Origin of the sequence: Staphylococcus durrellii, from assembly GCF_015594545.1 — a bacterium.
GTDB classification, from domain to species: domain Bacteria; phylum Bacillota; class Bacilli; order Staphylococcales; family Staphylococcaceae; genus Staphylococcus; species Staphylococcus durrellii.
Window position 1 is genome coordinate 1,024,353 of record NZ_JADIIO010000001.1, and the last position, 23,653, is coordinate 1,048,005.

General features: G+C 31.6%; 25 protein-coding genes and 1 riboswitch. Of the genes, 16 read left to right on the forward strand and 9 right to left on the reverse strand.

From position 1 onward, the window contains the following. The first annotated feature begins 31 nt into the window (after positions 1 to 31). A complete protein-coding gene (locus ISP02_RS05005) occupies positions 32 to 868 on the forward strand; it encodes an aldo/keto reductase (protein ID WP_195720492.1) in 837 nt (278 codons plus the stop codon). Positions 869 to 939: 71 nt separating this feature from the next. On the opposite strand, the gene ISP02_RS05010 is transcribed toward ISP02_RS05005, so the two are convergent. The 3 genes from ISP02_RS05010 to ISP02_RS05020 all read right to left on the reverse strand — a co-directional run bounded on the left by ISP02_RS05010 (position 940) and on the right by ISP02_RS05020 (position 2,032). Beyond that, positions 940 to 1,299: a fluoride efflux transporter FluC gene (locus ISP02_RS05010; RefSeq protein ID WP_195720493.1), complete on the reverse strand. Its 360-nt coding sequence runs from the start codon at positions 1,297 to 1,299 to the stop codon at positions 940 to 942. Beyond that, positions 1,299 to 1,664, reverse strand: a complete 366-nt coding sequence (crcB, locus tag ISP02_RS05015) for a fluoride efflux transporter CrcB (RefSeq protein ID WP_195720494.1) — start codon at positions 1,662 to 1,664, stop codon at positions 1,299 to 1,301. Before crcB ends, ISP02_RS05010 begins: the two co-directional genes overlap by 1 nt. Positions 1,665 to 1,726: 62 nt before the next feature. After that, entirely contained in the window at positions 1,727 to 2,032 is a 306-nt protein-coding gene (locus ISP02_RS05020) for a hypothetical protein (protein ID WP_195720495.1), read from the reverse strand. A gap of 279 nt (positions 2,033 to 2,311) precedes the next feature. On the opposite strand from ISP02_RS05020, the gene ISP02_RS05025 reads away from it, so the two are divergent. The 3 genes from ISP02_RS05025 (at position 2,312) to ISP02_RS05035 (ending at position 4,680) form a co-directional block, all read left to right on the forward strand. Continuing rightward, positions 2,312 to 3,025: a transaldolase gene (locus ISP02_RS05025; RefSeq protein WP_195720496.1), complete on the forward strand. Its 714-nt coding sequence runs from the start codon at positions 2,312 to 2,314 to the stop codon at positions 3,023 to 3,025. Between the two features lie 249 nt (positions 3,026 to 3,274). Further along, positions 3,275 to 4,102: a helix-turn-helix transcriptional regulator gene (locus ISP02_RS13205; protein WP_195720497.1), complete on the forward strand. Its 828-nt coding sequence runs from the start codon at positions 3,275 to 3,277 to the stop codon at positions 4,100 to 4,102. Positions 4,103 to 4,230: 128 nt separating this feature from the next. Next, on the forward strand, positions 4,231 to 4,680 hold the full coding sequence (locus ISP02_RS05035) for a hypothetical protein (protein WP_195720498.1): 450 nt from the start codon (positions 4,231 to 4,233) through the stop codon (positions 4,678 to 4,680). On the opposite strand, the gene ISP02_RS05040 is transcribed toward ISP02_RS05035, so the two are convergent. Both ISP02_RS05040 and ISP02_RS05045 read right to left on the reverse strand, forming a co-directional pair. Then, positions 4,681 to 5,118: a competence protein ComK gene (locus ISP02_RS05040; protein ID WP_195720499.1), complete on the reverse strand. Its 438-nt coding sequence runs from the start codon at positions 5,116 to 5,118 to the stop codon at positions 4,681 to 4,683. A 5-nt stretch (positions 5,119 to 5,123) separates the two neighbouring features. Then, the gene (locus ISP02_RS05045) at positions 5,124 to 5,606 is read right to left on the reverse strand and encodes a sigma-70 RNA polymerase sigma factor region 4 domain-containing protein (RefSeq protein WP_195720500.1); all 483 of its coding nucleotides are present in this window, start codon (positions 5,604 to 5,606) and stop codon (positions 5,124 to 5,126) included. Positions 5,607 to 5,818: 212 nt separating this feature from the next. On the opposite strand from ISP02_RS05045, the gene ISP02_RS05050 reads away from it, so the two are divergent. After that, positions 5,819 to 6,043, forward strand: a complete 225-nt coding sequence (locus tag ISP02_RS05050) for a hypothetical protein (RefSeq protein WP_195720501.1) — start codon at positions 5,819 to 5,821, stop codon at positions 6,041 to 6,043. Between the two features lie 140 nt (positions 6,044 to 6,183). Continuing rightward, on the forward strand, positions 6,184 to 7,044 hold the full coding sequence (locus tag ISP02_RS05055) for an N-acetylglucosaminidase (protein ID WP_195720502.1): 861 nt from the start codon (positions 6,184 to 6,186) through the stop codon (positions 7,042 to 7,044). Positions 7,045 to 7,284: 240 nt separating this feature from the next. Here the strand turns inward: ISP02_RS05055 and ISP02_RS05060 are convergent, their stop codons facing one another. Further along, on the reverse strand, positions 7,285 to 8,211 hold the full coding sequence (locus tag ISP02_RS05060; protein ID WP_195720503.1) for an osmoprotectant ABC transporter substrate-binding protein: 927 nt from the start codon (positions 8,209 to 8,211) through the stop codon (positions 7,285 to 7,287). A 180-nt stretch (positions 8,212 to 8,391) separates the two neighbouring features. On the opposite strand from ISP02_RS05060, the gene ISP02_RS05065 reads away from it, so the two are divergent. The 5 genes from ISP02_RS05065 (at position 8,392) to ribH (ending at position 13,648) form a co-directional block, all read left to right on the forward strand. Beyond that, entirely contained in the window at positions 8,392 to 9,858 is a 1,467-nt protein-coding gene (locus ISP02_RS05065; protein WP_195720504.1) for an FAD/NAD(P)-binding protein, read from the forward strand. A gap of 166 nt (positions 9,859 to 10,024) precedes the next feature. Next, positions 10,025 to 10,159, forward strand: a riboswitch (FMN riboswitch). Between the two features lie 137 nt (positions 10,160 to 10,296). Next, positions 10,297 to 11,340, forward strand: coding sequence for a bifunctional diaminohydroxyphosphoribosylaminopyrimidine deaminase/5-amino-6-(5-phosphoribosylamino)uracil reductase RibD (gene ribD, locus ISP02_RS05070; protein WP_195720505.1), 1,044 nt, complete (start codon positions 10,297 to 10,299; stop codon positions 11,338 to 11,340). Positions 11,341 to 11,346: 6 nt separating this feature from the next. Further along, positions 11,347 to 11,979, forward strand: coding sequence for a riboflavin synthase (gene ribE, locus ISP02_RS05075; protein WP_195720506.1), 633 nt, complete (start codon positions 11,347 to 11,349; stop codon positions 11,977 to 11,979). Between the two features lie 10 nt (positions 11,980 to 11,989). After that, the gene (gene ribB, locus ISP02_RS05080) at positions 11,990 to 13,171 is read left to right on the forward strand and encodes a 3,4-dihydroxy-2-butanone-4-phosphate synthase (RefSeq protein WP_195720507.1); all 1,182 of its coding nucleotides are present in this window, start codon (positions 11,990 to 11,992) and stop codon (positions 13,169 to 13,171) included. 12 nt (positions 13,172 to 13,183) lie between these two features. Then, positions 13,184 to 13,648: a 6,7-dimethyl-8-ribityllumazine synthase gene (ribH, locus tag ISP02_RS05085; RefSeq protein ID WP_195720508.1), complete on the forward strand. Its 465-nt coding sequence runs from the start codon at positions 13,184 to 13,186 to the stop codon at positions 13,646 to 13,648. Positions 13,649 to 14,270: 622 nt separating this feature from the next. Here the strand turns inward: ribH and ISP02_RS05090 are convergent. Next, positions 14,271 to 15,272, reverse strand: a complete 1,002-nt coding sequence (locus ISP02_RS05090) for a proline dehydrogenase family protein (protein WP_195720509.1) — start codon at positions 15,270 to 15,272, stop codon at positions 14,271 to 14,273. Positions 15,273 to 15,504: 232 nt separating this feature from the next. Here ISP02_RS05090 and ISP02_RS05095 point away from each other — a divergent pair, with 232 nt between their 5' ends. From ISP02_RS05095 to ISP02_RS05105, 3 genes are all read left to right on the forward strand, one after another. Next, positions 15,505 to 16,332: an alpha/beta fold hydrolase gene (locus ISP02_RS05095; protein ID WP_195720510.1), complete on the forward strand. Its 828-nt coding sequence runs from the start codon at positions 15,505 to 15,507 to the stop codon at positions 16,330 to 16,332. 173 nt (positions 16,333 to 16,505) lie between these two features. After that, positions 16,506 to 17,465 (forward strand): L-lactate dehydrogenase, encoded by a 960-nt coding sequence (locus ISP02_RS05100; protein ID WP_195720511.1) that lies wholly within the window; start codon positions 16,506 to 16,508, stop codon positions 17,463 to 17,465. Positions 17,466 to 17,619: 154 nt separating this feature from the next. Further along, positions 17,620 to 18,021, forward strand: coding sequence for a transcriptional regulator, SarA/Rot family (locus ISP02_RS05105; protein ID WP_195720512.1), 402 nt, complete (start codon positions 17,620 to 17,622; stop codon positions 18,019 to 18,021). A 111-nt stretch (positions 18,022 to 18,132) separates the two neighbouring features. Here the strand turns inward: ISP02_RS05105 and ISP02_RS05110 are convergent, their stop codons facing one another. Beyond that, entirely contained in the window at positions 18,133 to 18,693 is a 561-nt protein-coding gene (locus ISP02_RS05110) for a tRNA (mnm(5)s(2)U34)-methyltransferase (RefSeq protein ID WP_195720513.1), read from the reverse strand. Beyond that, positions 18,690 to 19,643, reverse strand: coding sequence for a TIGR01212 family radical SAM protein (locus tag ISP02_RS05115; RefSeq protein WP_195720514.1), 954 nt, complete (start codon positions 19,641 to 19,643; stop codon positions 18,690 to 18,692). The genes ISP02_RS05110 and ISP02_RS05115 overlap by 4 nt, the downstream gene beginning before the upstream one ends. A gap of 106 nt (positions 19,644 to 19,749) precedes the next feature. Here ISP02_RS05115 and ISP02_RS05120 point away from each other — a divergent pair, with 106 nt between their 5' ends. Then, complete coding sequence (locus tag ISP02_RS05120) at positions 19,750 to 20,928, forward strand: MDR family MFS transporter (protein ID WP_195720515.1); 1,179 nt, start codon at positions 19,750 to 19,752, stop codon at positions 20,926 to 20,928. 299 nt (positions 20,929 to 21,227) lie between these two features. Beyond that, complete coding sequence (gene leuS / locus ISP02_RS05125; RefSeq protein WP_195721831.1) at positions 21,228 to 23,645, forward strand: leucine--tRNA ligase; 2,418 nt, start codon at positions 21,228 to 21,230, stop codon at positions 23,643 to 23,645. Positions 23,646 to 23,653: the final 8 nt, after the last annotated feature.

The following is a 23,653-nucleotide window of genomic DNA, read 5'->3' on the forward strand; positions in this document are numbered from 1 at the left end:
TTAGTAACTTAACTTGGAAGGAGTTATTATAATGCAAACAACAAAATTTTATAACGGTAATGAAATGCCAGTACTTGGTTTAGGTACGTTTAGAGTTGAAAATAGCGATGAATGTAAAGAGGCTGTTAAACATGCCATCAAAAGTGGTTACAAAAGTATTGATACAGCCATGATTTATGAAAATGAAGATAAAGTAGGAGAAGGTATTGCTGAAGGTTTAGCTGCTACGGGGTTAGATAGAAGTGATTTATTTATTACTTCTAAACTGTGGTTAACCGATTATGGGCGTAACAATGTTCAAGAAGCATATGAAACGAGTCTTAAAAAATTAGGATTAGATTACTTAGATTTATATTTAATGCATTGGCCAGGAACTGATGAAGCCTTAATGATTGATACATGGAAAGGCATGGAAGATTTATATAAAGAGGACAAAGTGAAAAACATTGGCGTTAGTAACTTCACATCTCAGCATTTAGAAGCACTATTAGCACAAGTGTCTATCAAACCAGTAATTAATCAGGTAGAATTTCATCCATACTTGACTCAAGATGAGTTACGTAGATATTTAGAAGTTCAAGGTATAGTGGCAGAATCTTGGTCACCCTTAATGAATGCTCAAATTTTAGATGATGAAGTGGTAAAAGAAGTGGCTAAAGAAGTAGGTAAAACACCAGCTCAAGTTATTATTCGTTGGAATGTCCAAAATGATGTAGTCGTGATTCCTAAATCAGTGACTCCTTCTAGAATAGAAGAAAACTTAGATGTATTCGATTTTCAACTTAATGATGATCACATTAATAAATTAAATAAATTAAACGAAGATAAACGTATCGGTCCTAACCCTAGCGAATTTTCTGGGCACTAAAATTAATAGTTGTAAATAAAAAAGCTAGTAACTATAGCGTATAAATCATACGTTATTAGTTTACTAGCTTTTTAAAATAAGTTGTAACCTATTAAGCAGCATATAAAACAACCACCATATTGTAATATTGAATAACTAATAAATAATGGTAAATTAATTTCCGATTCAATCATTTTAACAAGCTCAGATATTAATGTAGAAAAAGTGGTTAATCCTCCTAAAATACCTGTAACTAAAAAAGTGTTGAACCAAGCATTATACATAGAATGACTTAAAATAATGCCAATAAACAAACTGCCAAGTATATTAACAAGAAAAGTCGCTATTGGAAAAGGGCCTTGAAACTTGTTGACACATATTTCAGTTATCCCACCACGAATTACAGCACCAATACCACCACCTATGCATACACACAATAATGTTATCAACATTATAATTTACCTCCAATTTTAACACCAACATAACATAAACAAATACCAAGAATATAACTGCTAATGCCATATATAAATAGTAAAGCGATTGCTTGATGGTTGTACATTGTTATTAATTCAAATTGAAAAGTAGAAAAAGTGGTCAACGCACCAACAAACCCAGTCGTAATTCCTTTTTTTAATTGTGGGTTATTACGGAAATAAGCCATTGCAAGAGTACCAAGAAAGCCCATTAGCAAAGCACCAATAAGGTTAGCGATAAAAGTTCCAATGGGTAACGTAGTGGTGCTATTATTGCAAAGAGATAATAAATATCTTAATAGAGCACCTACCGCACCCCCGAAAAAGATATAAACATATTGCATTTCATAAATACCTCCATTTAAAAATAAACACTACAAAAGCATTTATACTTTTGTAGTGTTTACTAGAAAATAATGCCAAATGTAGTTAATGCAGCTATAATATGTATGATTATAACGATTAATAAAATATAAGGCAGTGATTTACTAAGCTTTTTAACCCAATCCGTTCTTTCTTTGGAATGTTTGATTGCCTTATCTGCTAAAATAATTGCAATGATTAGTATAACAGCATTGATAATACTACAAACAAAAATTAATTTAATCATTGAATTAAATAGATGACCTAATAAAGGGTCACGTGTATTGAAATAGAAACTAATAATAATTAACACAGCAGATAAATAAAAATATAGTTTTGAACGTGCCATATTTACCTCCTACTATATATCATTAGCTAATAATAACACATATTGCTTAAAATTGAATAGTAATTATCATATACTAAATAAGAGGATAGTAGTTTTGTTAAAGATATCTAAGGTATATATACTTAATAATAAACGAAGAATTTGTAATATAATTTTGATATTAGATAAGCAAAAAATTAGAATTTTAGGCTTATTAATGGTATAAATAACTTAAATGGTTAGTAAACCGTTATAGATAATTTGTTTTCAAATTATCATTTTAGTCAGGAGGAATAAGTAATGGCAAAATTAAATGTTGAAGTATTTGCAGATGGTGCAGATATCGAACAAATGAAAGCAGCGTACAAAAACAAAGAGGTTGATGGTTTTACTACAAACCCAAGTTTAATGGCTAAGGCTGGCGTAACAGACTATAAAGCTTTTGCTGAAGAGGCTGTACGAGAAATTCCTGATGCTTCTATTTCTTTTGAAGTTTTTGCAGACGATTTAGAAACTATGGAAAAAGAAGCAGAAATCTTAAAACAATATGGTGATAATGTATTTGTTAAGATTCCGGTTGTTAACACTAAAGGTGAATCCACTATTTCTTTAATTAAAAAATTATCAGCAGATAATGTACGTTTAAATATTACTGCCGTTTATACTTTAGACCAAGTAAAAGAAATTACTGAAGCGTTAACTGAAGGTGTGCCAACATACATTTCAGTTTTTGCTGGACGTATCGCTGATACTGGTGTAGATCCAATTCCAATGGTTAAAGAAGCTGTTGAAATTGCACATAGTAAAAAAGGCGTTAAGTTACTATGGGCTAGCTGTAGAGAAGTAATCAATGTCATCCAAGCAGACGAAGTTGGTGCTGACATTATTACATGCCCTGGTGACGTTGTTAAAAAAGTGAACAATAATTTAGGTCGTGACATTAATGAACTTTCTGTTGATACAGTAGAAGGTTTTGCGAAAGATATAAAAGCTTCTGGATTATCAATCTTATAAACTAATTATTCTCTGAATAATTAAACAGGGTTATTAGAATAATAACTTTGATGATTAGATGATAAATTGTAATAATCAGTTGCTGATAATTATCAAAAAAGGACTTAGCGCTAGCTTCAAGAAGTTAGCGCTTTTTTATTACATAAAAAAATTATAGCATTTATTTATAGATGTTAAGATTAAACAATTAGTACATAATGGTAAATAAAAATATTTTTTATTTAATGACTTTTAGTGGAGGGGATGAGAGTGAATTACTTATATCAAATATACATGAACAAGGATGAATTGGATAATTTAAACACGCCTCATTGCGTTAATGTTTTTTTAGTTATAGAGGGACAGATACAATTAAATAAATATTATGAGGAAAATAGTTATGGTAAAGGTGACGTTTTCGTTATTTTCGATTACGAAGACAACTACATAATCAAAAGAAATGGCATCTTAGCATGTATCTCTATTAACAATCAAAGCTATAATAGATTTTCTTTAGCTAATCGTAAAAATCTATTTAAAAATGAAAATGCTGACACGTTGGTTATTAAAACGTATATTGAGACACTTAAAGCTGTAATGGAAAAAGATTATTTTAATAGTGATATTGGTGTGATTAAATTAATAAACTGTGCGGCGTCAATATTAACTACTGAACAAAAAGAAATAAAAAACAATTCACAATCTAGTGAATTGATTAAAAACATTGTGCAATTTATTAACGAAAATTACAAACGACCATTAAGTTTATCGTCATTAGCTCAATTGTTCTATGTTAATCGAAGTTACTTATCTCGTGAGTTCTCGCGTAAAATGAATATGACGCTGATGAAATACATTAAAAAAGTGAAGATTTATAATGTATCTAGAGAATTGTTAGAAAATCGCTCTCCTGACACGACATGGCGTGAATATGGATATGCTTCATATAAGACTTTTCTCAATGATTTTAAAAACATAATGGGGACAACGCCTTCAGAATTTTTAGTTAACCAAAAGTATCGTCAATATACAGTTAACCACAACGATAGCAAAATCTATGATATTATCGATGCTTATTATCAAGAAATAATAAGTTGATTTTATAATTATAAAATAATAAAAATTATTAATGTACACAAAATTTGATTAAATATAGATTGAAGCATAAATTGTTTTAATATATGATTTAGAAGAGAGAAAGTTTCGCTAAATAGAGAGGTAACAAAATGAGCGTAAATATTTTTAAGCAGAAAGTTAGAAAACAATTGTGGTTTTTAACTAAAAAAGAAAAGAAAGAACTTAACGAAGTGCTGGAAAGGGTAACTACCGGAGATAGTCAAGTTGATACTCGCAAACCAATAAGGTTTTCAAATCAATTTTTAAAAGAATACATTTTTAAAGAAAAGGTCGTGTCATTTAATAATTTACTCCCATTACTATTAGGTATATTATTCACATATATATTGCTGATTGGTGTTTTTATTTTTGGCTTCTTGGCAAGTTTATCTTCAGTACAATATTTTATAAAACCAGAAGTTCAATTAACCACAACGATAGTCATACTAACGTTTATCGGGTCTATTTTACTAATTATTATTAGTTTATATTGTTTTCACAAGGTTACGGCATATTTCACTAAAAAATTATTAGAATATAGACATAACAGAAATTTATAATTAGTTATCTATGTTATGAGCTAGTAAGGATTTTAAAGTACAACTTTCTTGCCATTTTCTAAAAACTGTATAAAATTGTTCATCGACGACTAAATAGTGACCGTTTTCAAATTGAATCGTAAGCAAATTGCGTTTGCTTTTGATTCCGATGATAAAGTGCGCATTAATATAATATTGTATTGGTGCGCGCTTTTGTTTGATAGGGAAAAGTACTAGTTGATTGTGAATATATATAGGCACCAATTTATTTATGTTAAGTAATCGTTTAGCAATTTTGGTTTGAGTAGTAAAAGACTTATTGTGTAGCTCTAGATAGTAAGATAAAACATTTTTTATAACTGTAGGATAAATATAGTCGTGCGTTTTATAACGACACAGCGTACTCATACTATTACTTTCATTAGTCTTAATAAATAATAAATCTTGATGCTCTGACATTTTTATTACTCCTTTCGATCATTAAAATAAGAAAAAAATTTATTTTTTGTTGATTTTTTATATGATTTAATAGAAGAAAGAGAACGGTGCATTTTTTGGGCAATTTCATATTGTTTATAACCCTGAGAAGCTAGTTGAACCCACTTACGCTCATTTAACGATAATGTAGTTAAAAAATGATTAAGCAATAACTGATTTTCTACCATAGTGATAGTATCAATTGATGGTATATCTTTGCATGTTGTGATATCAGTGGTAAGTAATTGTCGTGAGGAAATACGAAATAAGTCGAGTAAATAGTATCTTAGACGGCTATATAAATATGATTGAAGAGAAGTTGATAAAGAAGCATCGTATTGTAAGATAAGTTGCCACATACGAATTAACAGTAATTGAAAAAATTCGTCATATTCATAAGTAACGTTGTATCGACGGAGTAAATGATGAATAATATACCGATGCTGTGCAAGTGCATCCTTTTTTAACATTTTGACCCTCATTTAGTGTAATTACAACTTTTATTTCCGGATATATTTATTTTAGTTCAAAAAAGAGAAATTTTCATTTGCTAAATCTGCATAATAAGTGTTAAATAATAGTAATAGATATAATATAATGTCAACATACACATAAATTAATTGCTTAACTTAAACATATATCATTTTGTCAAAGTTTGTTTGTAATACAGAGGAGGGTTAATATGGATTATGCGCATTTAAATTTAGAACATTTTTTCTCTAGGCACGATGACTTAGATATTATTAAAGATAAATCAGATTTTGTAATGATTAATAACATGACTAACGAAATGTTTTATCGAGATGGAGAAATTGAAGGTTCCATCGATTTGAACAGCTACTATTATAAAAATAGATCGCAAGCAGTAAGCTTTATAATGATGGACTACAATAAAAGTCAAGAGTAATGAAATTAAAATTTCATTACTTTTTTTATGAATTTGTAACAACGTTTGTATTAAATTGTGCATTGCTATCATAAGTGTTAAACTCTATTAGCAGATGTAGAAATTAACTATAAATCAATTAAAACCTAAGAGGTGTAGAAATGAAAAAGCATAAAAAGGGCGCTCTATTATCAATAATTGGATTATTGATAATCTTAGGTATTGTTGCATGTATAGTCTTTTCAATGGTTTCAGATCAAATATTTTTCAAAGAAGTTAAACAGCAAGAAAAAGTTGAAAATTTAAAAGTTACTTTAGAAAAGGCTTCAAAAAAACAAATACATAATTATACAAGTCAGCAAGTATCTAGTAAGGACAATAAATCTTGGCGTGATGCGTCTTCAACAGAAATTAAAAGTGCCATGGACAGTAAAAAATTTATTGATAGTGATACTCAAAAATATCAATTTTTAGAATTGGATAAGTATCAAGGTATTGATGAAAATAGAATTAAACGCATGTTGATTGATAATCCAATGTTATTAAATCACACAAATGATTTTATTAAAGCAGCCAAAGATAAACATGTGAATGAAGTATATTTAATTTCTCACGCTATTTTAGAAACGGGTTCGGCAAACAGTGAATTAGCTAGCGGTGTAGAAATTGATGGTAAGAAATATTACAACTTCTTCGGTGTTGGGGCACTAGACAAAGAACCAGTGAAAACAGGATCGGAATATGCTAAAAAACACGGTTGGGATTCACCAGAAAAAGCAATTGAAGGTGGCGCAGCTTTCATACATGATCATTTCTTATCTAAGAAAGATCAAAATACACTGTATAGTATGAGATGGAATCCTCAAAACCCAGGTGAACATCAATATGCAACAGACATTAAATGGGCTGAAAGCAATGCTAGCCTAATGGCACACTTTTATAAAAATATGAAGACTGAAGGTAAATATTATAAATATTTCGTCTATAAAGATGATAAAAAGCATCAAGACGAAGATAAATAATAATTTATATATTATATAGCTGAGGGTAACCATTCGTTATTTGGTTATCCTCTGTTTTGTTATAATTACCCAATAAAAAGATTGTTCAAATGCGTTGGATTTGAACAATCTTTTTAAATTATTTTGCTTTATTTTTATTATTAATTAACGCAAATAGTAGTAAGGTAGAAATGAATACTTTAATAATAAATTTCATTTATTTCACATCCCTTATAGATGATTTTAATTTATATTTAAGTACTATTTTTTATCAAAGTAATGATGTTTTTCTAAAAATTGTTGTGCAACTAATGCAGGTTCGGTTCCTTTGCCATCGGCTTCGTAGTTTAACTTTTGCATTTCTTCTGTAGAAACTTCACTTTCTAAATCTTTGATAGACTGTTTCACACCTGGATGTTTGTTTAATAAACTATTTGTTGCTAGTGGACTAGCATCATATGGTGGGAAGAATTTTCTATCATCTTTTAACACTTTTAAATGATAAGCAGAAATTCTACCATCTGTAGTATAACCTAAGGCGACATCCAGTTTTTTATTTTTCAATGCATCATAAACTAGACCAATTTGCATCGGTTTTAGTTGTTTAAATCCAAAGCCGTAATATGATTTGAATGGCCCATAACCATCACCGCCACGCTTAATCCATGTCGTATCCGTACCAACTTTGACATCGTCTTTAATTTTTTTTAAATCAGAAACTTTATGTAAATTATATTTTTTTGCAGTTTCCTGAGTTACCATAAAAGCAAATGTGTTTTCAAACCCATAAGAATTAAAGAATGTTTGATTAAACTTCTTTTTGAACAATGTTTGAGTTAAATCCATTGCGCTTTTAGAATCTCGAACCGGCTTATGATTTAGAGCACCTATAAGGTCTGTACCTGTATAACGTGTACTTGATACTTCTGCATTTCCATTAATGATAGCATTATGTTCTATAGATGCAGAACCTAAATTATTAATAATAGAGGCAGTGTATTTACCATTTGAATCATGTTCAATCTTATCTTTTAACATATAAGCCATTATTTGTGACTCACTTGTTGCTAGGGCAGTGATCTTTATATCTTTCTTAGATTGACCGCCGTTGAGTCCGGGTAAATCACAACCAGCTAAAAAAATTGAGCAAAATATTAGGAACAAAGTAAAACATTTAAAAACTTTCATAATTCAACCTCTTAACTAATAAATTTTGTTGAAATAGTCTGTTTATTAATTTAATCACTCATATAGAATATCATACATTAAAAAAATTTTTTAACTTTTAATAAATTATTCTGTTAGTAAATGATATTATAGATGTAGTATCTTAAAAATAAGTAATTAACATTGTTATGAGGTGTATGAATGAGAATAGCAATAGTAGGTGCTGGTACAGCAGGAGTAACGTTATTAAAAGAAATAGTGAAATATGAAGAATTTAAAGATATAAATATTGATATATATGATAATGCTGTCAATATGGGGCAAGGTGTACCATTTCAAAATGATAGCGATCAACTATTAATTAATTTACCCGCAAGACAAATGTCTATAAATTTAGATAATCCACAAGAATTCTTTGAATGGTATGAACAACAAAAAGAATTTAAATATATGAATCCGGAATATTTACCGCGTTTTATATTCGGACATTATATGAAATCCTATCTAAATAAGTATCATAATGAATATAGCAATATTTCTTTAATATCAAAGGAAGTTAAAGAAATTTTTATCGAATCAAACATAGGTGAAACGGCACTCAAATATAATATTTGCACTTCTGACGATATAAATTCTTGTCGTATATATGATTGTGTATTTTTGACTATTGGTACGCTTTCTTACCATGACCCGTACAATCTAAAGGGGATTAAAGGATATATACAATCTCCATATCCAACTTATAATACTTTAGATGAAGTTGATGACACTGACAGTATTGCGGTTATAGGTACCGGGCTAGCTAGTTTAGATGTAATCAGATATGTGACAGAACATCATCCAAATTTACCTATCACTGTTACAAGTAGAAGAGGTATATTGCCACGCGTGAGAGGCAATATGCCGGAGCTTGAATTTAAATATCTGACGCCACATAAATTTAATGAACTGAAACGACAACATTTTGGGACAGTGCCACTTGAAGAAGCAATGAAGCTGTTTGATTTGGAGTGCCAATATTATAATATTCAAGTCGAAAAAATGTTGGATGTTAATCTACACAATCACATCGAACAATTAGAATTTGATTTAAATCATCCGGATGAATTGGGTATATTTCAAAGTTTATTAGAAGGCATTAAAGAAAATATGAATTGGATTTGGAATAGTTTCTCTAGAGCTGATCAGATAGAATTTTTAAATAAATATCAACGTATTTTAAAAGCTAATTCAAATCCTATGCCACCAAGAACTGCAGAATTAATTATACATGGAATTAAAAATAACTTGATAAACATTAAGCCTAATTTGAAAAATGTAACATACGACAAAGATAAATTTAATTTCCAATTTGATGATGCACAGCACACACTTGAACAATATGATGTTGTAATTAACGCAACAGGTTCAAAGACACATCTAGCAGACTTAGATGCAGATGATCAACTGGTTATTAATTTAGAAAACAGACAATTAATTCAAGCGCATCCGCTAGGTGGTATTCAAATCATACCCGAGACTAATCAAGTAATTAGCCCAAGATATGGTACGTTAAACGATGTATATGCATTGGGGCAACTAACTAATGGGATTAATCAATCAAGAAATGGTGTTATGATGATTGTTAAACAAGCTGTTGGGGTAGTAAAACAGTTGTTTAAGCATTAATAAGCATCGAATTGTTGATAGAAATGTATGACGTAAAATTTAGGAAATTAAAATTTTAATCCTGACTTAATTCATATGGATTGTATTTGTGTAATAAATATAGTATTATGATTTTGTAACTTAAATGTAGGTTACATGACTCAATCGTTAATTAAAATTTCATAGTAAATTCTTTCGGGGCAAGGTGTAATTCCTAACCGGCAGTATATAAGCCTGCGACCCATAAATATTGTTTTTATTTATGGCTGATCTAGTTTGATTCTAGAGCCGACAGTTAAAGTCTGGATGGGAGAAAGAATGATATATAACAACACTCTCGTAGTGTTTATTTTGAGCTACTTTTAAATTGGATAAGTATGCTTATTTAAAGTTATAAACAAATTCCCACACCTGAAAATTATCTTTTTAGGTGTGTTTTTATTTTAATGAGGTGATTTTTTGAGTCAATTTTTAAAATATGCAGTTGACTTAGCCAAAATGGTAGATGGTCAAACTGGTATTAATCCGCCAGTTGGTGCGGTAGTTGTTAAAGACGGTCGTATCGTCGGACTAGGTGCACACTTAAAACATGGCGATAAACATGCAGAAGTACAAGCATTAGAAATGGCGCAGGACAAAGCTCAGGGAGCAACAATTTACGTTTCACTCGAGCCATGTTCTCACCATGGATCTACGCCACCTTGTGTCGATAAAATTATCGAATATGGTATTAAAAAAGTCGTATATGCAGTAAAAGATACTACTTTAATGTCTGATAGTGACGACATATTAATGGCGGCAGATATAGATGTAGAATTTAGTTATAATGAAGAAGCAGCACAATTATGTAATGACTTTTTCAAAGCTAAAAAGCATGCCAAACCTGAAATTACAGTAAAAGTCTCATGTAGTCTTGATGGTAAACAGGCAAATGATAATGGTCAAAGCCAATGGATAACTAATAGCTTAGTTAAGCAAGATGTTTTTAAATTAAGACAAAGACATGATGCTGTACTTACAGGCAGAGAAACTTTAGTTGCTGATAATCCACAATACACAACACGTATTGAGAATGGCAAAAACCCTGTTAAAGTTATACTATCAAAATCAGGTAATATTGATTTTGATTTACAAATATTTAACGATGTTTCAACTCCTATATTGATTTATACAGAAAATAAATCATTAACAACAACGTTGCCAAATGTAATAATTGTTTACATGGCTGATTGTGATATCACATATATATTAGAAGATTTATATCGTCGTGGCATTGGTAAATTGCTTGTTGAAGCAGGCCCGACAATCACGTCGACGTTTATAGAAGCTAAAGAATATAATAACCTCATCATCTACTATGCCCCGAAAGTGATAGGTGGTTCTGGTAAATATCAATTTTATTCAACAGACAATGTTTTTGAATTATCAGAAGTACAAAACTTTGAAATTGTTAATTCTCGAATGCTTGAGGACAACATAAAATTAGAATTGCGAAAGAAGTGAATTAACATGTTTACTGGAATTGTTGAAGAAGTCGGTACGATAAAGCGAAGCAATAGTAAAAGCACAATTGTTGAGCTGTCGATTGCTTGTCATAAAATATTAGAAGATATCCACATTGGTGATTCTATTAGCGTTAATGGTGCTTGCTTAACTGTTACCGAATTTACAAATGCTAGCTTTACTGTTCAAGTAATCAAAGGCACAGAAGATAAGACATACTTGAATAAGTTGAATCAAGGCGCTGAAGTTAATTTGGAACGTGCAATGAGTGGTAGCGGTCGTTTTGGAGGACATTTTGTATTAGGCCATGTTGATGAAGTAGGGACTATTACAAATATTAAAGCTACTGATAACTCAAAAATTGTGTCAATTAAAACTACGACACAAGCAATTAATGAAATGGTACAGCAGGGCTCAATTGCGGTTGATGGAGTAAGCTTAACTATTTTCCAATTGAATGAGCAAAGTTTTGATATTCATTTAATACCAGAAACTAGAAAATCAACAATTTTAAATGATAAACGTGTTGGAGATGCTGTACATTTAGAAACAGATATGCTTTTTAAGTATGTGAATAAAATAATGAATAGCAACAATTCCACATTAACACAAGATAAATTAAAAGCTTTTGGCTTTTAGGAGGGGTCTTATGCATTTAGATGATATCGAACAAGCGTTAGATGAGCTAAAACGTGGCAAAAGTATTATTGTTGTAGATGATGAAGATAGAGAGAATGAAGGAGATTTAGTTGCCGTAACAGAATGGATGCAAGATAATACCGTAAACTTTATGGCAAAATATGCACGAGGGTTAATATGTGCACCAATTAGTAATGACATTGCGCATCATTTTGAATTGGATGCAATGGTCAAAAATAATTCGGACGTGTATGGTACAGATTTTACAGTTAGTATCGATCATGTAGACACAACAACAGGTATTAGTGCGTCTGAAAGAATGTTGACTGCACGTGCTTTAATTGATGAACAAGCTAAAGCGAGTTCATTTAACAGACCTGGTCATTTATTCCCATTAATTGCAAAGGACAATGGCGTAATGGAAAGAATCGGTCATACTGAAGCATCTGTAGACTTAGCTAAACTAACTGGTGCAAAACCTGCTGCTTTAATTTGTGAAATAATGAATGATGACGGTACTATGGCAAAAGGAGATTCACTACAAGCTTTCCGTGAAGAACATGGTCTCGTTATGATTTCTATAGATGATTTAGTGGAATATAGAAAAGCTCAGGAAACACATATCGAGGCAAAAGCAGAAGTAGCTATGCCAACAGAATATGGTGACTTTAAAATGATTGGCTTTACAACTTCAAGTTCAAGAGATGAACTTGTAGCAGTCATTAAAGACAAACCAAGAACAACTGAAAATGTACGTATCCACTCATCTTGTTTAACAGGTGATATTTTCCATAGTCAACGTTGTGATTGTGGGGAACAATTAGCGGAATCAATGAAATATATCGAGGAACATGGTGGCATAATAATTTATCTACCCCAAGAGGGTAGAGGTATTGGTTTGATTAATAAATTGAGAGCTTATGAATTAATCGAACAAGGTTATGATACGGTTACGGCAAATAATGCTTTGGGATTTGACGAAGATTTACGAGATTATAAAGACGCTGCTGCAATGCTTAAATATTTAGGCGTCGAAAATGTAAATCTATTGAGCAACAATCCGACAAAGTTTAAAAGTTTAGAAAAATACGGTATTAACATCACTAAAAGAATAGAACTGATTGTACCTGAAAATGAACACAATCATAATTATATGACAACTAAAAAAACTAAAATGGGTCATTTACTATAGGAGGAAGCAAGTATGAATTTTGAAGGTAAATTAATAGGCACAGATTTAAAAGTAGCAATTGTAGTCAGTCGTTTCAATGATTTTATCACTAATAGATTATTAGACGGTGCGAAAGATACGTTAATTAGACACGAAGTGCCGGAAAACAATATTGACGTTGCATATGTACCAGGCGCTTTTGAAATTCCGTTGGTTGCTAAAAGGTTAGCACAAAAAGGTGAATACGATGCAGTTATCACTCTAGGTTGTGTTATCAAAGGGTCAACTTCTCATTATGATTATGTATGTAATGAAGTTTCAAAAGGTGTTTCTAAAGCGAACGACGTAGCAGATATTCCTGTTATTTTTGGTATTTTAACTACTGACAATATCGAACAAGCTGTAGAAAGAGCGGGAACTAAAGCCGGTAATAAAGGGTCTGAAGCGGCAGTTAGCGCAATTGAAATGGCTAATCTATTAAAGTCAATTAATGCATAAACCTTTATCAATAAGTAAATATTTGAGACATAAACATCTGTGACTAAAATATAAACGTCAATTTCTATCAAAATAATATAGATATTGACGTTTTTAATTTTAGGTAGTTCATTGAGCTAATCTACTTATTATGTTTAATGACATTTAACCAGAGGCAAATTCACGATTGATTTTATTTATTCTTACAAACTGATATTCGCACAAAACCTAAAATAACTTTCATATAATAGTGTAAGTTGAGTTATGCCATGATTATTATGCATAAGTCAGTTCGTTAATTTAGTTTAGTGGTATTTATTAAATTATATGAAAGTGTCTTATTTTTGAAGTGAAGTTCTATGGCAACTTTATGTAACTATAGTATTATTGTGACACACCTCCAGGAATAGCATGTGTCTTGAAACTGAGACACGATTATGAAGGGCTTTTAGGTAGTTTCAATAGATAATGTAAGATGAGATAGGCTCAAGCCATATACACCAAAAAGTGCTAATCAATAAGAATTATTGAAATAAAAATTACCCCTAAATGAATTCTGGCTTGAATTGACTTAAGGGCATGAGTTTGGGAATTATACCCCAAATTCTTATTTAGTTAACAAGCTAGACTGAAGTAGCTTTTGTTATTTTTTGCTCAATTTGAATAATGCGACAAGTCCAGCAATTAAAGCAGTGGTAGCACCAAAGAAAATGCCTAATTTTTTCAACATTTGAGGGCTAGTGAATTCCTTATAAGCTAACACTAAGTTTTGAGGTCTTTCTGCTAATCTACGCATGAAATAACTAAACCAATCGTCACCAAAAGGTACATAAATACAGAAGTTGTATCCTTCTTTAGCAATTTTTTCAGCGAGTTCAGTTCTAAACCCGTATAACATTTGGAATTCATATTGCTCTTTATCGATATGATTATCTTTTGCGAATTGCTTTACATGATTAATAATTGCGTCATCATGTGTAGCAATCGAAGTCACATGATTACAATTTAAAAGGCGTTTTTCAATTATATCTATGTAATTTTTATCTATTTCTTCTTTAGACTGATAAGCGATAAATTCGTTTTCTTTATAAGCGCCTTTAACTAAACGTAAACGCAATTCGGGATATTTATCAATCAATGCTTCGGCTTTAAATAGGTATGCTTGGATTACTGTTCCTACGTTTTTAAATTCGCCTTTTAAGCGATCAACAGTTTGTATTACTCCAAATAGTGATTCATATTTTTCGGTATCTATATTAATGTGCATATTATTAAATTCATTTGCTTTTAATAAAATTTCTCTCAAGTTTTTATAAGCAAGATCTAAATCAAATTCCGCGCCTAATTGACTTATTTTGATTGACATATGCGCATCTAAATTATGGTCATAAACAGCGTACATCACTTCTAGAATTCGATCTTTAGCTTGAATTGCTTCCCCTTCATTAACAACATATTCACCTAAATTATCTACAGTAACAACGATTCCCTTTTCGTTAAGACGTTCTATCGTCTCTAATAACATTGGAATAGTGTTGCCGGCTACCACTTTTTTTGCACCAAACATGGGTCCTAATTTTTTCGCAGTAGCGTTTAAAAATTTACTATTAGATAAAGCAATAAAGAAATCTTTCACGATTGGCATATTCATTCCTCCTAACAATAACTCTATTCTATAATAGTGTATCATGAATTTATTTATGATGAAAACGTTCACAAATATTTTTTATACTATATATATTACATTTTACACAATATTAGCCGAATTATTTTGTACAGAGATATTATAGTTAATCTGTGATAAAAAATGGTAAATTAGACTAATTATTTGATACAATTAAGTTAATGAAATTTAACGAGAAGGAGAAGTATATAATATGTGGAAGTGGGAAACTGAAAACGAAGCTAAGGGTGTAATAGTTATTGTACATAATATGTTAGAGCATACCGGAAGATATGCTTATTTAATCACTATGCTTCGTCGTAACGGTTATCACGTAATAATGGGTGATTTACCTGGACAAGGCCAAACTTCACGTTCTAATAAAGGTCAAATAAATAACTTTGACGTATATCATGAAAACGTATTGGAATGGATTAAAATTGCAAATGAATATAAAATTCCAACATATGTTATAGGCGTCGGTTTAGGTGGATTAATTATGTTAAATCTACTTGAACGCGTGGAAGTACCTATCGAGGGATTAGCACTTATTTCTCCAATATTAGAATTTAAAAAAAGTGGCAAATCACGTAAAGATAAAATAATAGCGAATATAGGCAATGTCGCCAAAGATGCACGTTTCAAAGTAGGTATTGAAGCACGTGATTTAACTCGTAATACTGAAGTGCTTGAAGAAACATCAGATGATCAATTAATGCTAACAAAAGTTACTTATCATTGGTATAAACAAGTTGTTGAAGTGATGAAAGAAACTGTAACACATTTAACTGATATTAATAAAATACCATTATTATTAATGTATGGTACTGAAGATAAAGTAGCTGATACTGAACTTATGGACTTAATCAAAGATAAAGTTAAAACTGATGAACTTTATTTCAAAGTGTGGGAAGGTTTATATCACGAAGTCCATAATGAACCTGAAAGGGACGAAGTGATGCGCTATATATTATCATTTTTAAATAATAGTTCTAGTGCAATGGGTTTTATAATAGATGATGAAAATAACGTAAATAAATAGCAATAAATTAGATTGAACATTACTCAGACGTAGTACGAATATCTGTCAGGGTAGTGTTCAATTTTTAAACTGTAAATGTGAATTTATTCACAAATAATTGTTGTATTTTAGCAGAAAAAATGATAAGTTTATATTGTGAAAAATATCACAATATAAAAGTTAGGTGTGATCTTATGAAATATACGAAAAGTAATAAAGTAGTTCTAATCGGTGATGGTGCAGTTGGTTCTAGTTATGCTTTTGCATTAGTATCTCAAGCAATAGTAGATGAACTAGTAATTATTGATATTGATGAAGAAAGAGTCACAGGAGATATTAAAGATTTGGCGCATGCTTCCGCATTAAGTGCTAAAAGAACGAATTTAAAAGTCGGTAGTTATGAAGATTGTGCTAATGCAGATATAGTGGTTATTACTGCTGGTGCAAATCAACAACCACATGAAACAAGATTGGATTTGGTAACGAAAAACGCAGAAATATTTAAAGCAATTATAACTCAAGTAATTGAACATCGATTTTCAGGAATATTTGTCGTGGCAACTAATCCTGTAGATATTATGACTTATGTTACTAAAAAAATTTCCGGTTTCCCTAAGGAAAAAGTAATAGGTTCAGGTACGGTACTTGATAGTGCAAGGTTTAGACATGAGTTAGGGGAGTTATGTGGTATTGCGCCAACTAACATTAATGCACAAATAATCGGTGAGCATGGAGATTCTGAATTAGCTGTTTGGTCAAATGTGCAAATTGCTGGCCAGCCGCTACATCAATTTAAAGAAAACTATACATTATCAGAAAATGAATTAAAGCAGGCATTTATAAATACAAAAGAAGCTGCATATCATATTATTCGAGCAAAAGGGGCAACTTGCTATGGTATTGCAATGGCACTTACAGAAATTACAAATGCGATTTTATGTAATCAAGATACTGTGTTAACTGTTTCTAGTTATTTAGACAATGAATTTGGTTACGAGGATGTATATGCTGGTGTGCCAACACTTTTAAACAGAAATGGTGCAGTTAAAATATATGAAATTGCATTAAATAGTTTAGAAAAAAAACAATTTGAAGACTCTATAAATATTTTAAAAGAATATCAACAAAAATTAAGAAATTACTTTATTGCATAATCCTTAAATTACTTTTAAAATGTGTATAAGATTAATTTTAATAAAAAATGTAATTTTTAATAAACGTTAAGTTTTCGACTATTAAAAATATGATAAATGATTTAAAATTAATTTTACATGTTTTACTATATATTTTTTATATGGGGGAATTATTATGGGAGAGGCGTTAGACAATAAGGTTACAAATGTTTTGAATTTGAATCATATTTTAGTGGAAATTGAGAACATTTTCAAAAGCATTAGGAAAGAATACAAAATGTCTAAAGAAGAGGTTTTAATTCTACTTACGCTTTGGAAAAAAGGCTCAATGACACTAAAACAAATGGATGAACACGTTCACATCAAATCATACAAACGTACGCGTACGTATAATGATTTAGTCGAGAAAAAATGGATTATTAAAGAAAGACCTCAAAATGATGAACGTACAGTAATCATCTATTTCAATGATAAATTTGAAGATGAAAGGGAACATCTTTTAAACTTTATTACTGATGAAATTAATTCAAAAAAAGCAAGTTTTCAAGAAAGTTTAACTACTATCTTAAACTTATAGGGAATTTGGAAATTTGTAGCACTTTGCTAATGAACTTGCTAATTATGATTAAAAATCATAAAAAAAAGATTGTCTTCACGTAGTAGTGAGGACAATCTTTTTTATTTTATGTTAACGCTTTTCTATAGCACAAATGAAGGGCGGATCGTTTTGTTGATTGATGAATTGATATTGCAGCACGTGGGCAATTTGTTGATCGATTGAAGTTAAAAAATTGACTACTTTATCACTTTCAACTTTCCCTTCATCATGTCCAGGATATATAACTAAAATAATAATGCCTTCTGGAGCTAGCACCTCAAATATGCTTTCAATAGCTGATATTGTACTTTTTGGTTGTGTCACTATTTGCTTATCTCCTTTAGGAAGATAGCCTAAATTAAAAATAGCTGCGTCTATATGTCCTTTATGTGAGTCGGAGATATAACTTGTTACATTGGCATGACTATCATGAATAAGATTAACATTTGAATAGTCCTTCACTTTGTCTTCAGTAGATTTTATAGCTTGTCGCTGTATATCAAAGGCATATACAACGCCGCTTGTCACTTGTTGAGCTAAAAATAAAGTATCATGACCATTTCCACAAGTAGCATCGATAACGATACTATGTTCAGTTATATGCTCTGACAGTAATGTTTTAGCATAAGGTAAAATTCTTGTTAATTTCATACGTGATGTACACTTTCAAAGTGTTTTCCTTGATAAGAGTTTCGACGAGCAAGTTCATTATCAATTTCGTTTAATACTTCCCATTTATTAACGCTCCACATTGGACCTACCATTAAATCTATCGGACCATCGCCAGTGATTCTATGCACAATCATTTCGGGAGGCATTAATTCTAATTGGTCACATACTAAATTGGTATATTCTTCTTGTGACATAAACTCAAGCATACCTTTATCATATTGTTTAACCATAGGTGTGCCTTTTAATAGGTGAAGTAAATGAATTTTAATACCTTGCACGTCCATTTGAGCAACTTCTCTTGCTGTTTCCATCATCATGTCATAGTCTTCGCCTGGTAATCCATTAATAATATGAGTACATATATTAATATTATGTTTTCTTAATTTAGCTATGCCTTCATAATAAGTTGGCATATCGTGTGCGCGGTTAATGAGGTCTGAAGTTTCCTGGTGTACTGTTTGTAAACCTAATTCCACCCATAAATAAGTACGTTCATTTAATTCAGCTAAATATTCTACTACATCGTCCGGTAGACAGTCAGGTCTAGTGGCAATAGATAAACCGACAACGCCTTCTTCTTTTAAAGCAGCTTCATATTTCTCACGCAATACATCAACTGGTGCATGCGTATTTGTAAAGGCTTGGAAGTATGCGATGTACTGACCTTCACTCCATTTTTCATGCATTCTATCTTTAATTTGCTTAAACTGCACTTCGATTGGATCGACGCGATTACCAGCAAAATCACCACTGCCAGCGGCTGAACAAAATGTACATCCACCATGTGCGACAGTGCCATCTCTATTTGGGCAGTCAAAGCCACCATCTATAGCGACTTTAAATATTTTTTGGCCAAATTTATTTTTTAAGTGGTAATTCCATGTGTGATATCTTTTATCTTCGAATGCATAAGGGAAAAAATGACCCATTTAACATTTTCCTTTCTAAAATCATTATAGTTAAAGATTTTAACATATTTTGTGTTATATTGTTTACTGTAGTTTTAGAAAAAATATAAGTAGAGGGGCTTTTGGTATGAATATGCCTAAATCAGTATGGTGGTTAGTGATTGGTATGGCATTAAACATAACTGGTTCAAGCTTTCTATGGCCATTAAATACAATTTACATGAATCATGAATTACATAAAAGTTTAACCGTAGCTGGTTTTGTGTTGCTTATAAATTCATTTGGTATGGTAATTGGTAATTTATTAGGTGGTACGTTTTTTGATAAATACGGAGGTTATCGAACAATTATGACAGGGACAGTCATTTGTTTGATAAGTACTACATTGCTTAATTTCTTTCATGGTTGGCCATGGTATGCCGTTTGGTTAGTGTGTTTAGGATTCGGTGGTGGTTTAATCATCCCGGCTATATACGCTATGGCTGGTGCTGTTTGGCCTAATGGTGGTAGACAGACCTTTAATGCTATTTATTTAGCACAAAATATTGGTGTAGCGCTTGGGGCGGCACTTGGTGGTTTCGTTGCTGAAATAAGCTTTAACTATATATTTATAGCAAATTTAATTATGTATATACTATTTGCTTTAGTTGCTGTCTTTAATTTTAATATTGAATTAGAGGTTAAGGTGAAATCTAACGAAACATTTAAATTATTTTCAAAACAATATAGGACTCAGTTTATATCATTGGTATTATTATGTGCGATGTTTATTATTTGTTGGGTTGCATATATTCAATGGGAAAGCACAATCGCTTCATTTACGCAGCATTTAAATATATCAATGAGACAATATAGCTTATTATGGACAGTTAATGGAATCCTAATACTGGTTGCGCAACCGTTTATCGCGCCTATCATTCGCTTATTAAAAGGGAATTTAGTACATCAGATGTTTATCGGTATAGTGATATTTATGTTGTGCTTTTTCGTTACTAGTTTTGCCGAGCAATTTTCTATAATGATGATTGGCATGGTAATTCTTAGTTTAGGAGAGATGTTTGTGTGGCCTGCGGTACCTACAATTGCTAATAAGTTGGCTCCGCGTGGTAAAGAAGGCTCGTTCCAAGGTTATGTAAATTCTGCTTCTACTATAGGTAAGGCATTAGGGCCATTATTAGGAGGTATCATTGTAGATACATTTAATATAAGTGCGATGTTTATTAGTATGATAGCTTTATTAATTATTGCATTAGTATTCCTTTATGTATTTGGAAAAACTTTCCATCAAAAGGATAGCTCCTCTTAACGAGTGTAATACTAATGATACTAATTTTTCCACTTGAAAATCATAGGCTTTTACAATATTATTAATAGAGTATAGGAGTAGTAACTTATTAAACTTTTCTGCAGAGAGCTAGGTTGGTGTGAACTAGCGTTAAGTTTTAGGTGAACTTACCAATCGTAAAAATGATTTTAAATAACATCTCTAACTATTTAATTAAGTGAGTGCACTTTTAAAGTGAACGAGGGTGGTACCGCGGCTGATGTCGTCCCTTACATATGATAAATAGTTTGGGGTGTTCTTTTTATTGAATAGGAGGAAACATTGTGAATTATAATCATAATGATATCGAAAGAAAATGGCAACAATACTGGGAGAACAACAAAACTTTTAAAACTAGTGATAATTTCGGACAAAAGAAATTTTATGCACTAGACATGTTTCCATATCCATCTGGAGCAGGTCTGCACGTAGGACACCCAGAAGGTTATACGGCGACTGACATCGTATCACGTTATAAAAGAATGCAAGGGTATAATGTTTTACATCCTATGGGCTGGGATGCATTTGGGTTGCCAGCTGAACAGTATGCATTGGATACTGGTAACAATCCAAGAGCATTCACACAAAAAAATGTAAATACATTTAAAAGACAAATTAAAGAATTAGGTTTTAGTTATGATTGGGACAGAGAAATTAATACGACTGATCCTGAATATTATAAATGGACACAATGGATTTTTATTCAGCTATATAACAAAGGTTTAGCTTATGTAGATGAGGTTGCTGTGAATTGGTGTCCTGCATTGGGCACGGTTTTATCTAATGAAGAGGTAATTGATGGCGTTTCTGAACGTGGAGGACACACGGTATACAGAAGACCTATGAAACAATGGGTACTTAAAATTACTGCCTATGCTGACCGATTATTAGAAGATTTAGAAGATTTGGATTGGCCCGAGTCAATTAAAGATATGCAACGTAACTGGATAGGACGTTCTGAAGGTGCAACCGTTACATTTAATGTAGAAAGTACTCAGGACAATATCAAAGTCTATACAACTAGACCAGATACTATTTTTGGTGCAACTTTCTTAGTTCTAAGTCCAGAACATGAATTAGTAAATAAAATTACATCATCAGATAAACAAGAGGCAGTTAAAGCATATCAAGTTGAAGCGGCTAAGAAATCTGATTTAGAACGTACAGGTTTATCAAAAGGAAAATCAGGTGTATTTACGGGTGCATATGCTATAAATCCACTTTCAGGAGAAGAAGTGCCAGTTTGGATTGCGGACTATGTATTATCAACTTATGGTACTGGTGCTGTAATGGCTGTCCCAAGTGGAGATCAACGTGACTATGAATTCGCTCAAGCTTTTGACCTACCGATAGTAGAAGTCATTGAAGGTGGAGACCTAAGTAAAGAAGCATATACAGGTGATGGGCCGCATGTTAATTCTGGAGAATTAAATGGTTTATATAATGAGGGTGCAATTACTAAAGCCATTGATTTATTAGAAGAAAAAAATGCGGGTACACGCACAGTGAATTATAAATTACGTGACTGGTTATTCAGCAGACAAAGATATTGGGGCGAACCAATCCCAGTTATACATTGGGAAGACGGGACTATGTCAACTGTACCAGAGGAAGAACTTCCAGTATTACTTCCTGAGACTAATGAAATTAAACCATCAGGTACTGGTGAATCACCATTAGCTAATATTCCTGAGTTCGTTAATGTAGTGGATGAAGAAACTGGCATGAAAGGGCGTCGTGAGACTAATACCATGCCACAGTGGGCAGGAAGCTGTTGGTATTATTTAAGATATATCGACCCTAACAATGATAAAATGTTAGCTGACCCAGAAAAACTTAAACATTGGTTACCTGTTGATTTATATATTGGCGGCGTAGAACATGCAGTGTTACACTTATTGTATGCAAGATTTTGGCATAAAGTGTTGTATGATTTAGGTGTAGTACCTACGAAAGAACCATTCCAAAAATTATACAATCAAGGCATGATTCTTGGTGAAGGTAATGAAAAAATGAGTAAATCTAAAGGAAATGTTATTAATCCTGATGATATTATTAAAAGTCATGGTGCAGATACATTAAGACTTTACGAAATGTTTATGGGGCCATTAGATGCCGCAATTGCATGGAGCGATAACGGACTTGACGGTTCTCGTAGATTCTTAGATAGGGTATGGAGATTGTTGGTGAATGAAGATGGCACTTTATCAGACCGTGTGGTTGAAGATAATGATGGTTCATTAGATAAGTCTTATCACCAAACAGTCAAAAAAGTTTCAGAAGACTTCGATACACTAAGCTTTAACACGGCAATTAGTCAGTTAATGGTATTTATTAATGACTGTTATAAAGTAGATACATTGTACCGTTCTTATATTGAAGGCTTTGTTACAATGCTTGCACCAATAGCTCCGCATATAAGTGAAGAGTTATGGAGTATGTTGGGTCACGAAGCTACAATTACTTACCAACCGTGGCCAACTTATGATGAAACTTTACTTGTCGATAACGAAGTTGAGATTGTTGTACAAGTAAATGGTAAGGTAAGAGCTAAAATTAACATTCCTAAAGATACTGCTAAGGAAGATATGGAAGCTATTGCTTTAGATAATGATAGCATTAAGAACGAAATCGAAGGTAAAGACATTAAAAAGGTTATTGCAGTACCGCAAAAACTAGTTAACATTGTAGCTAAATAAATTTAGAT

Excerpts from the sequence above, each read along its gene's own strand:
- ISP02_RS05045 (WP_195720500.1), bottom strand. The coding sequence starts at position 5,606 with ATGTTAAAAAAGGATGCACTTGCACAGCATCGGTATATTATTCATCAT.
- ISP02_RS05010 (WP_195720493.1), bottom strand. The coding sequence starts at position 1,299 with ATGTTGATAACATTATTGTGTGTATGCATAGGTGGTGGTATTGGTGCT.
- ISP02_RS05040 (WP_195720499.1), bottom strand. The coding sequence starts at position 5,118 with ATGTCAGAGCATCAAGATTTATTATTTATTAAGACTAATGAAAGTAAT.
- ISP02_RS05005 (WP_195720492.1), top strand. The coding sequence starts at position 32 with ATGCAAACAACAAAATTTTATAACGGTAATGAAATGCCAGTACTTGGT.
- ribB (WP_195720507.1), top strand. The coding sequence starts at position 11,990 with ATGCATTTAGATGATATCGAACAAGCGTTAGATGAGCTAAAACGTGGC.
- ISP02_RS05105 (WP_195720512.1), top strand. The coding sequence starts at position 17,620 with ATGGGAGAGGCGTTAGACAATAAGGTTACAAATGTTTTGAATTTGAAT.
- ISP02_RS05110 (WP_195720513.1), bottom strand. The coding sequence starts at position 18,693 with ATGAAATTAACAAGAATTTTACCTTATGCTAAAACATTACTGTCAGAG.
- ISP02_RS05060 (WP_195720503.1), bottom strand. The coding sequence starts at position 8,211 with ATGAAAGTTTTTAAATGTTTTACTTTGTTCCTAATATTTTGCTCAATT.
- ISP02_RS05115 (WP_195720514.1), bottom strand. The coding sequence starts at position 19,643 with ATGGGTCATTTTTTCCCTTATGCATTCGAAGATAAAAGATATCACACA.
- crcB (WP_195720494.1), bottom strand. The coding sequence starts at position 1,664 with ATGCAATATGTTTATATCTTTTTCGGGGGTGCGGTAGGTGCTCTATTA.
- ISP02_RS05055 (WP_195720502.1), top strand. The coding sequence starts at position 6,184 with ATGAAAAAGCATAAAAAGGGCGCTCTATTATCAATAATTGGATTATTG.
- ISP02_RS05020 (WP_195720495.1), bottom strand. The coding sequence starts at position 2,032 with ATGGCACGTTCAAAACTATATTTTTATTTATCTGCTGTGTTAATTATT.
- ribH (WP_195720508.1), top strand. The coding sequence starts at position 13,184 with ATGAATTTTGAAGGTAAATTAATAGGCACAGATTTAAAAGTAGCAATT.
- ISP02_RS05100 (WP_195720511.1), top strand. The coding sequence starts at position 16,506 with ATGAAATATACGAAAAGTAATAAAGTAGTTCTAATCGGTGATGGTGCA.
- ISP02_RS05035 (WP_195720498.1), top strand. The coding sequence starts at position 4,231 with ATGAGCGTAAATATTTTTAAGCAGAAAGTTAGAAAACAATTGTGGTTT.
- ISP02_RS05050 (WP_195720501.1), top strand. The coding sequence starts at position 5,819 with ATGGATTATGCGCATTTAAATTTAGAACATTTTTTCTCTAGGCACGAT.
- ISP02_RS05025 (WP_195720496.1), top strand. The coding sequence starts at position 2,312 with ATGGCAAAATTAAATGTTGAAGTATTTGCAGATGGTGCAGATATCGAA.
- ISP02_RS05095 (WP_195720510.1), top strand. The coding sequence starts at position 15,505 with ATGTGGAAGTGGGAAACTGAAAACGAAGCTAAGGGTGTAATAGTTATT.
- ISP02_RS05120 (WP_195720515.1), top strand. The coding sequence starts at position 19,750 with ATGAATATGCCTAAATCAGTATGGTGGTTAGTGATTGGTATGGCATTA.
- ISP02_RS05090 (WP_195720509.1), bottom strand. The coding sequence starts at position 15,272 with ATGCCAATCGTGAAAGATTTCTTTATTGCTTTATCTAATAGTAAATTT.
- ISP02_RS05065 (WP_195720504.1), top strand. The coding sequence starts at position 8,392 with ATGAGAATAGCAATAGTAGGTGCTGGTACAGCAGGAGTAACGTTATTA.
- ribE (WP_195720506.1), top strand. The coding sequence starts at position 11,347 with ATGTTTACTGGAATTGTTGAAGAAGTCGGTACGATAAAGCGAAGCAAT.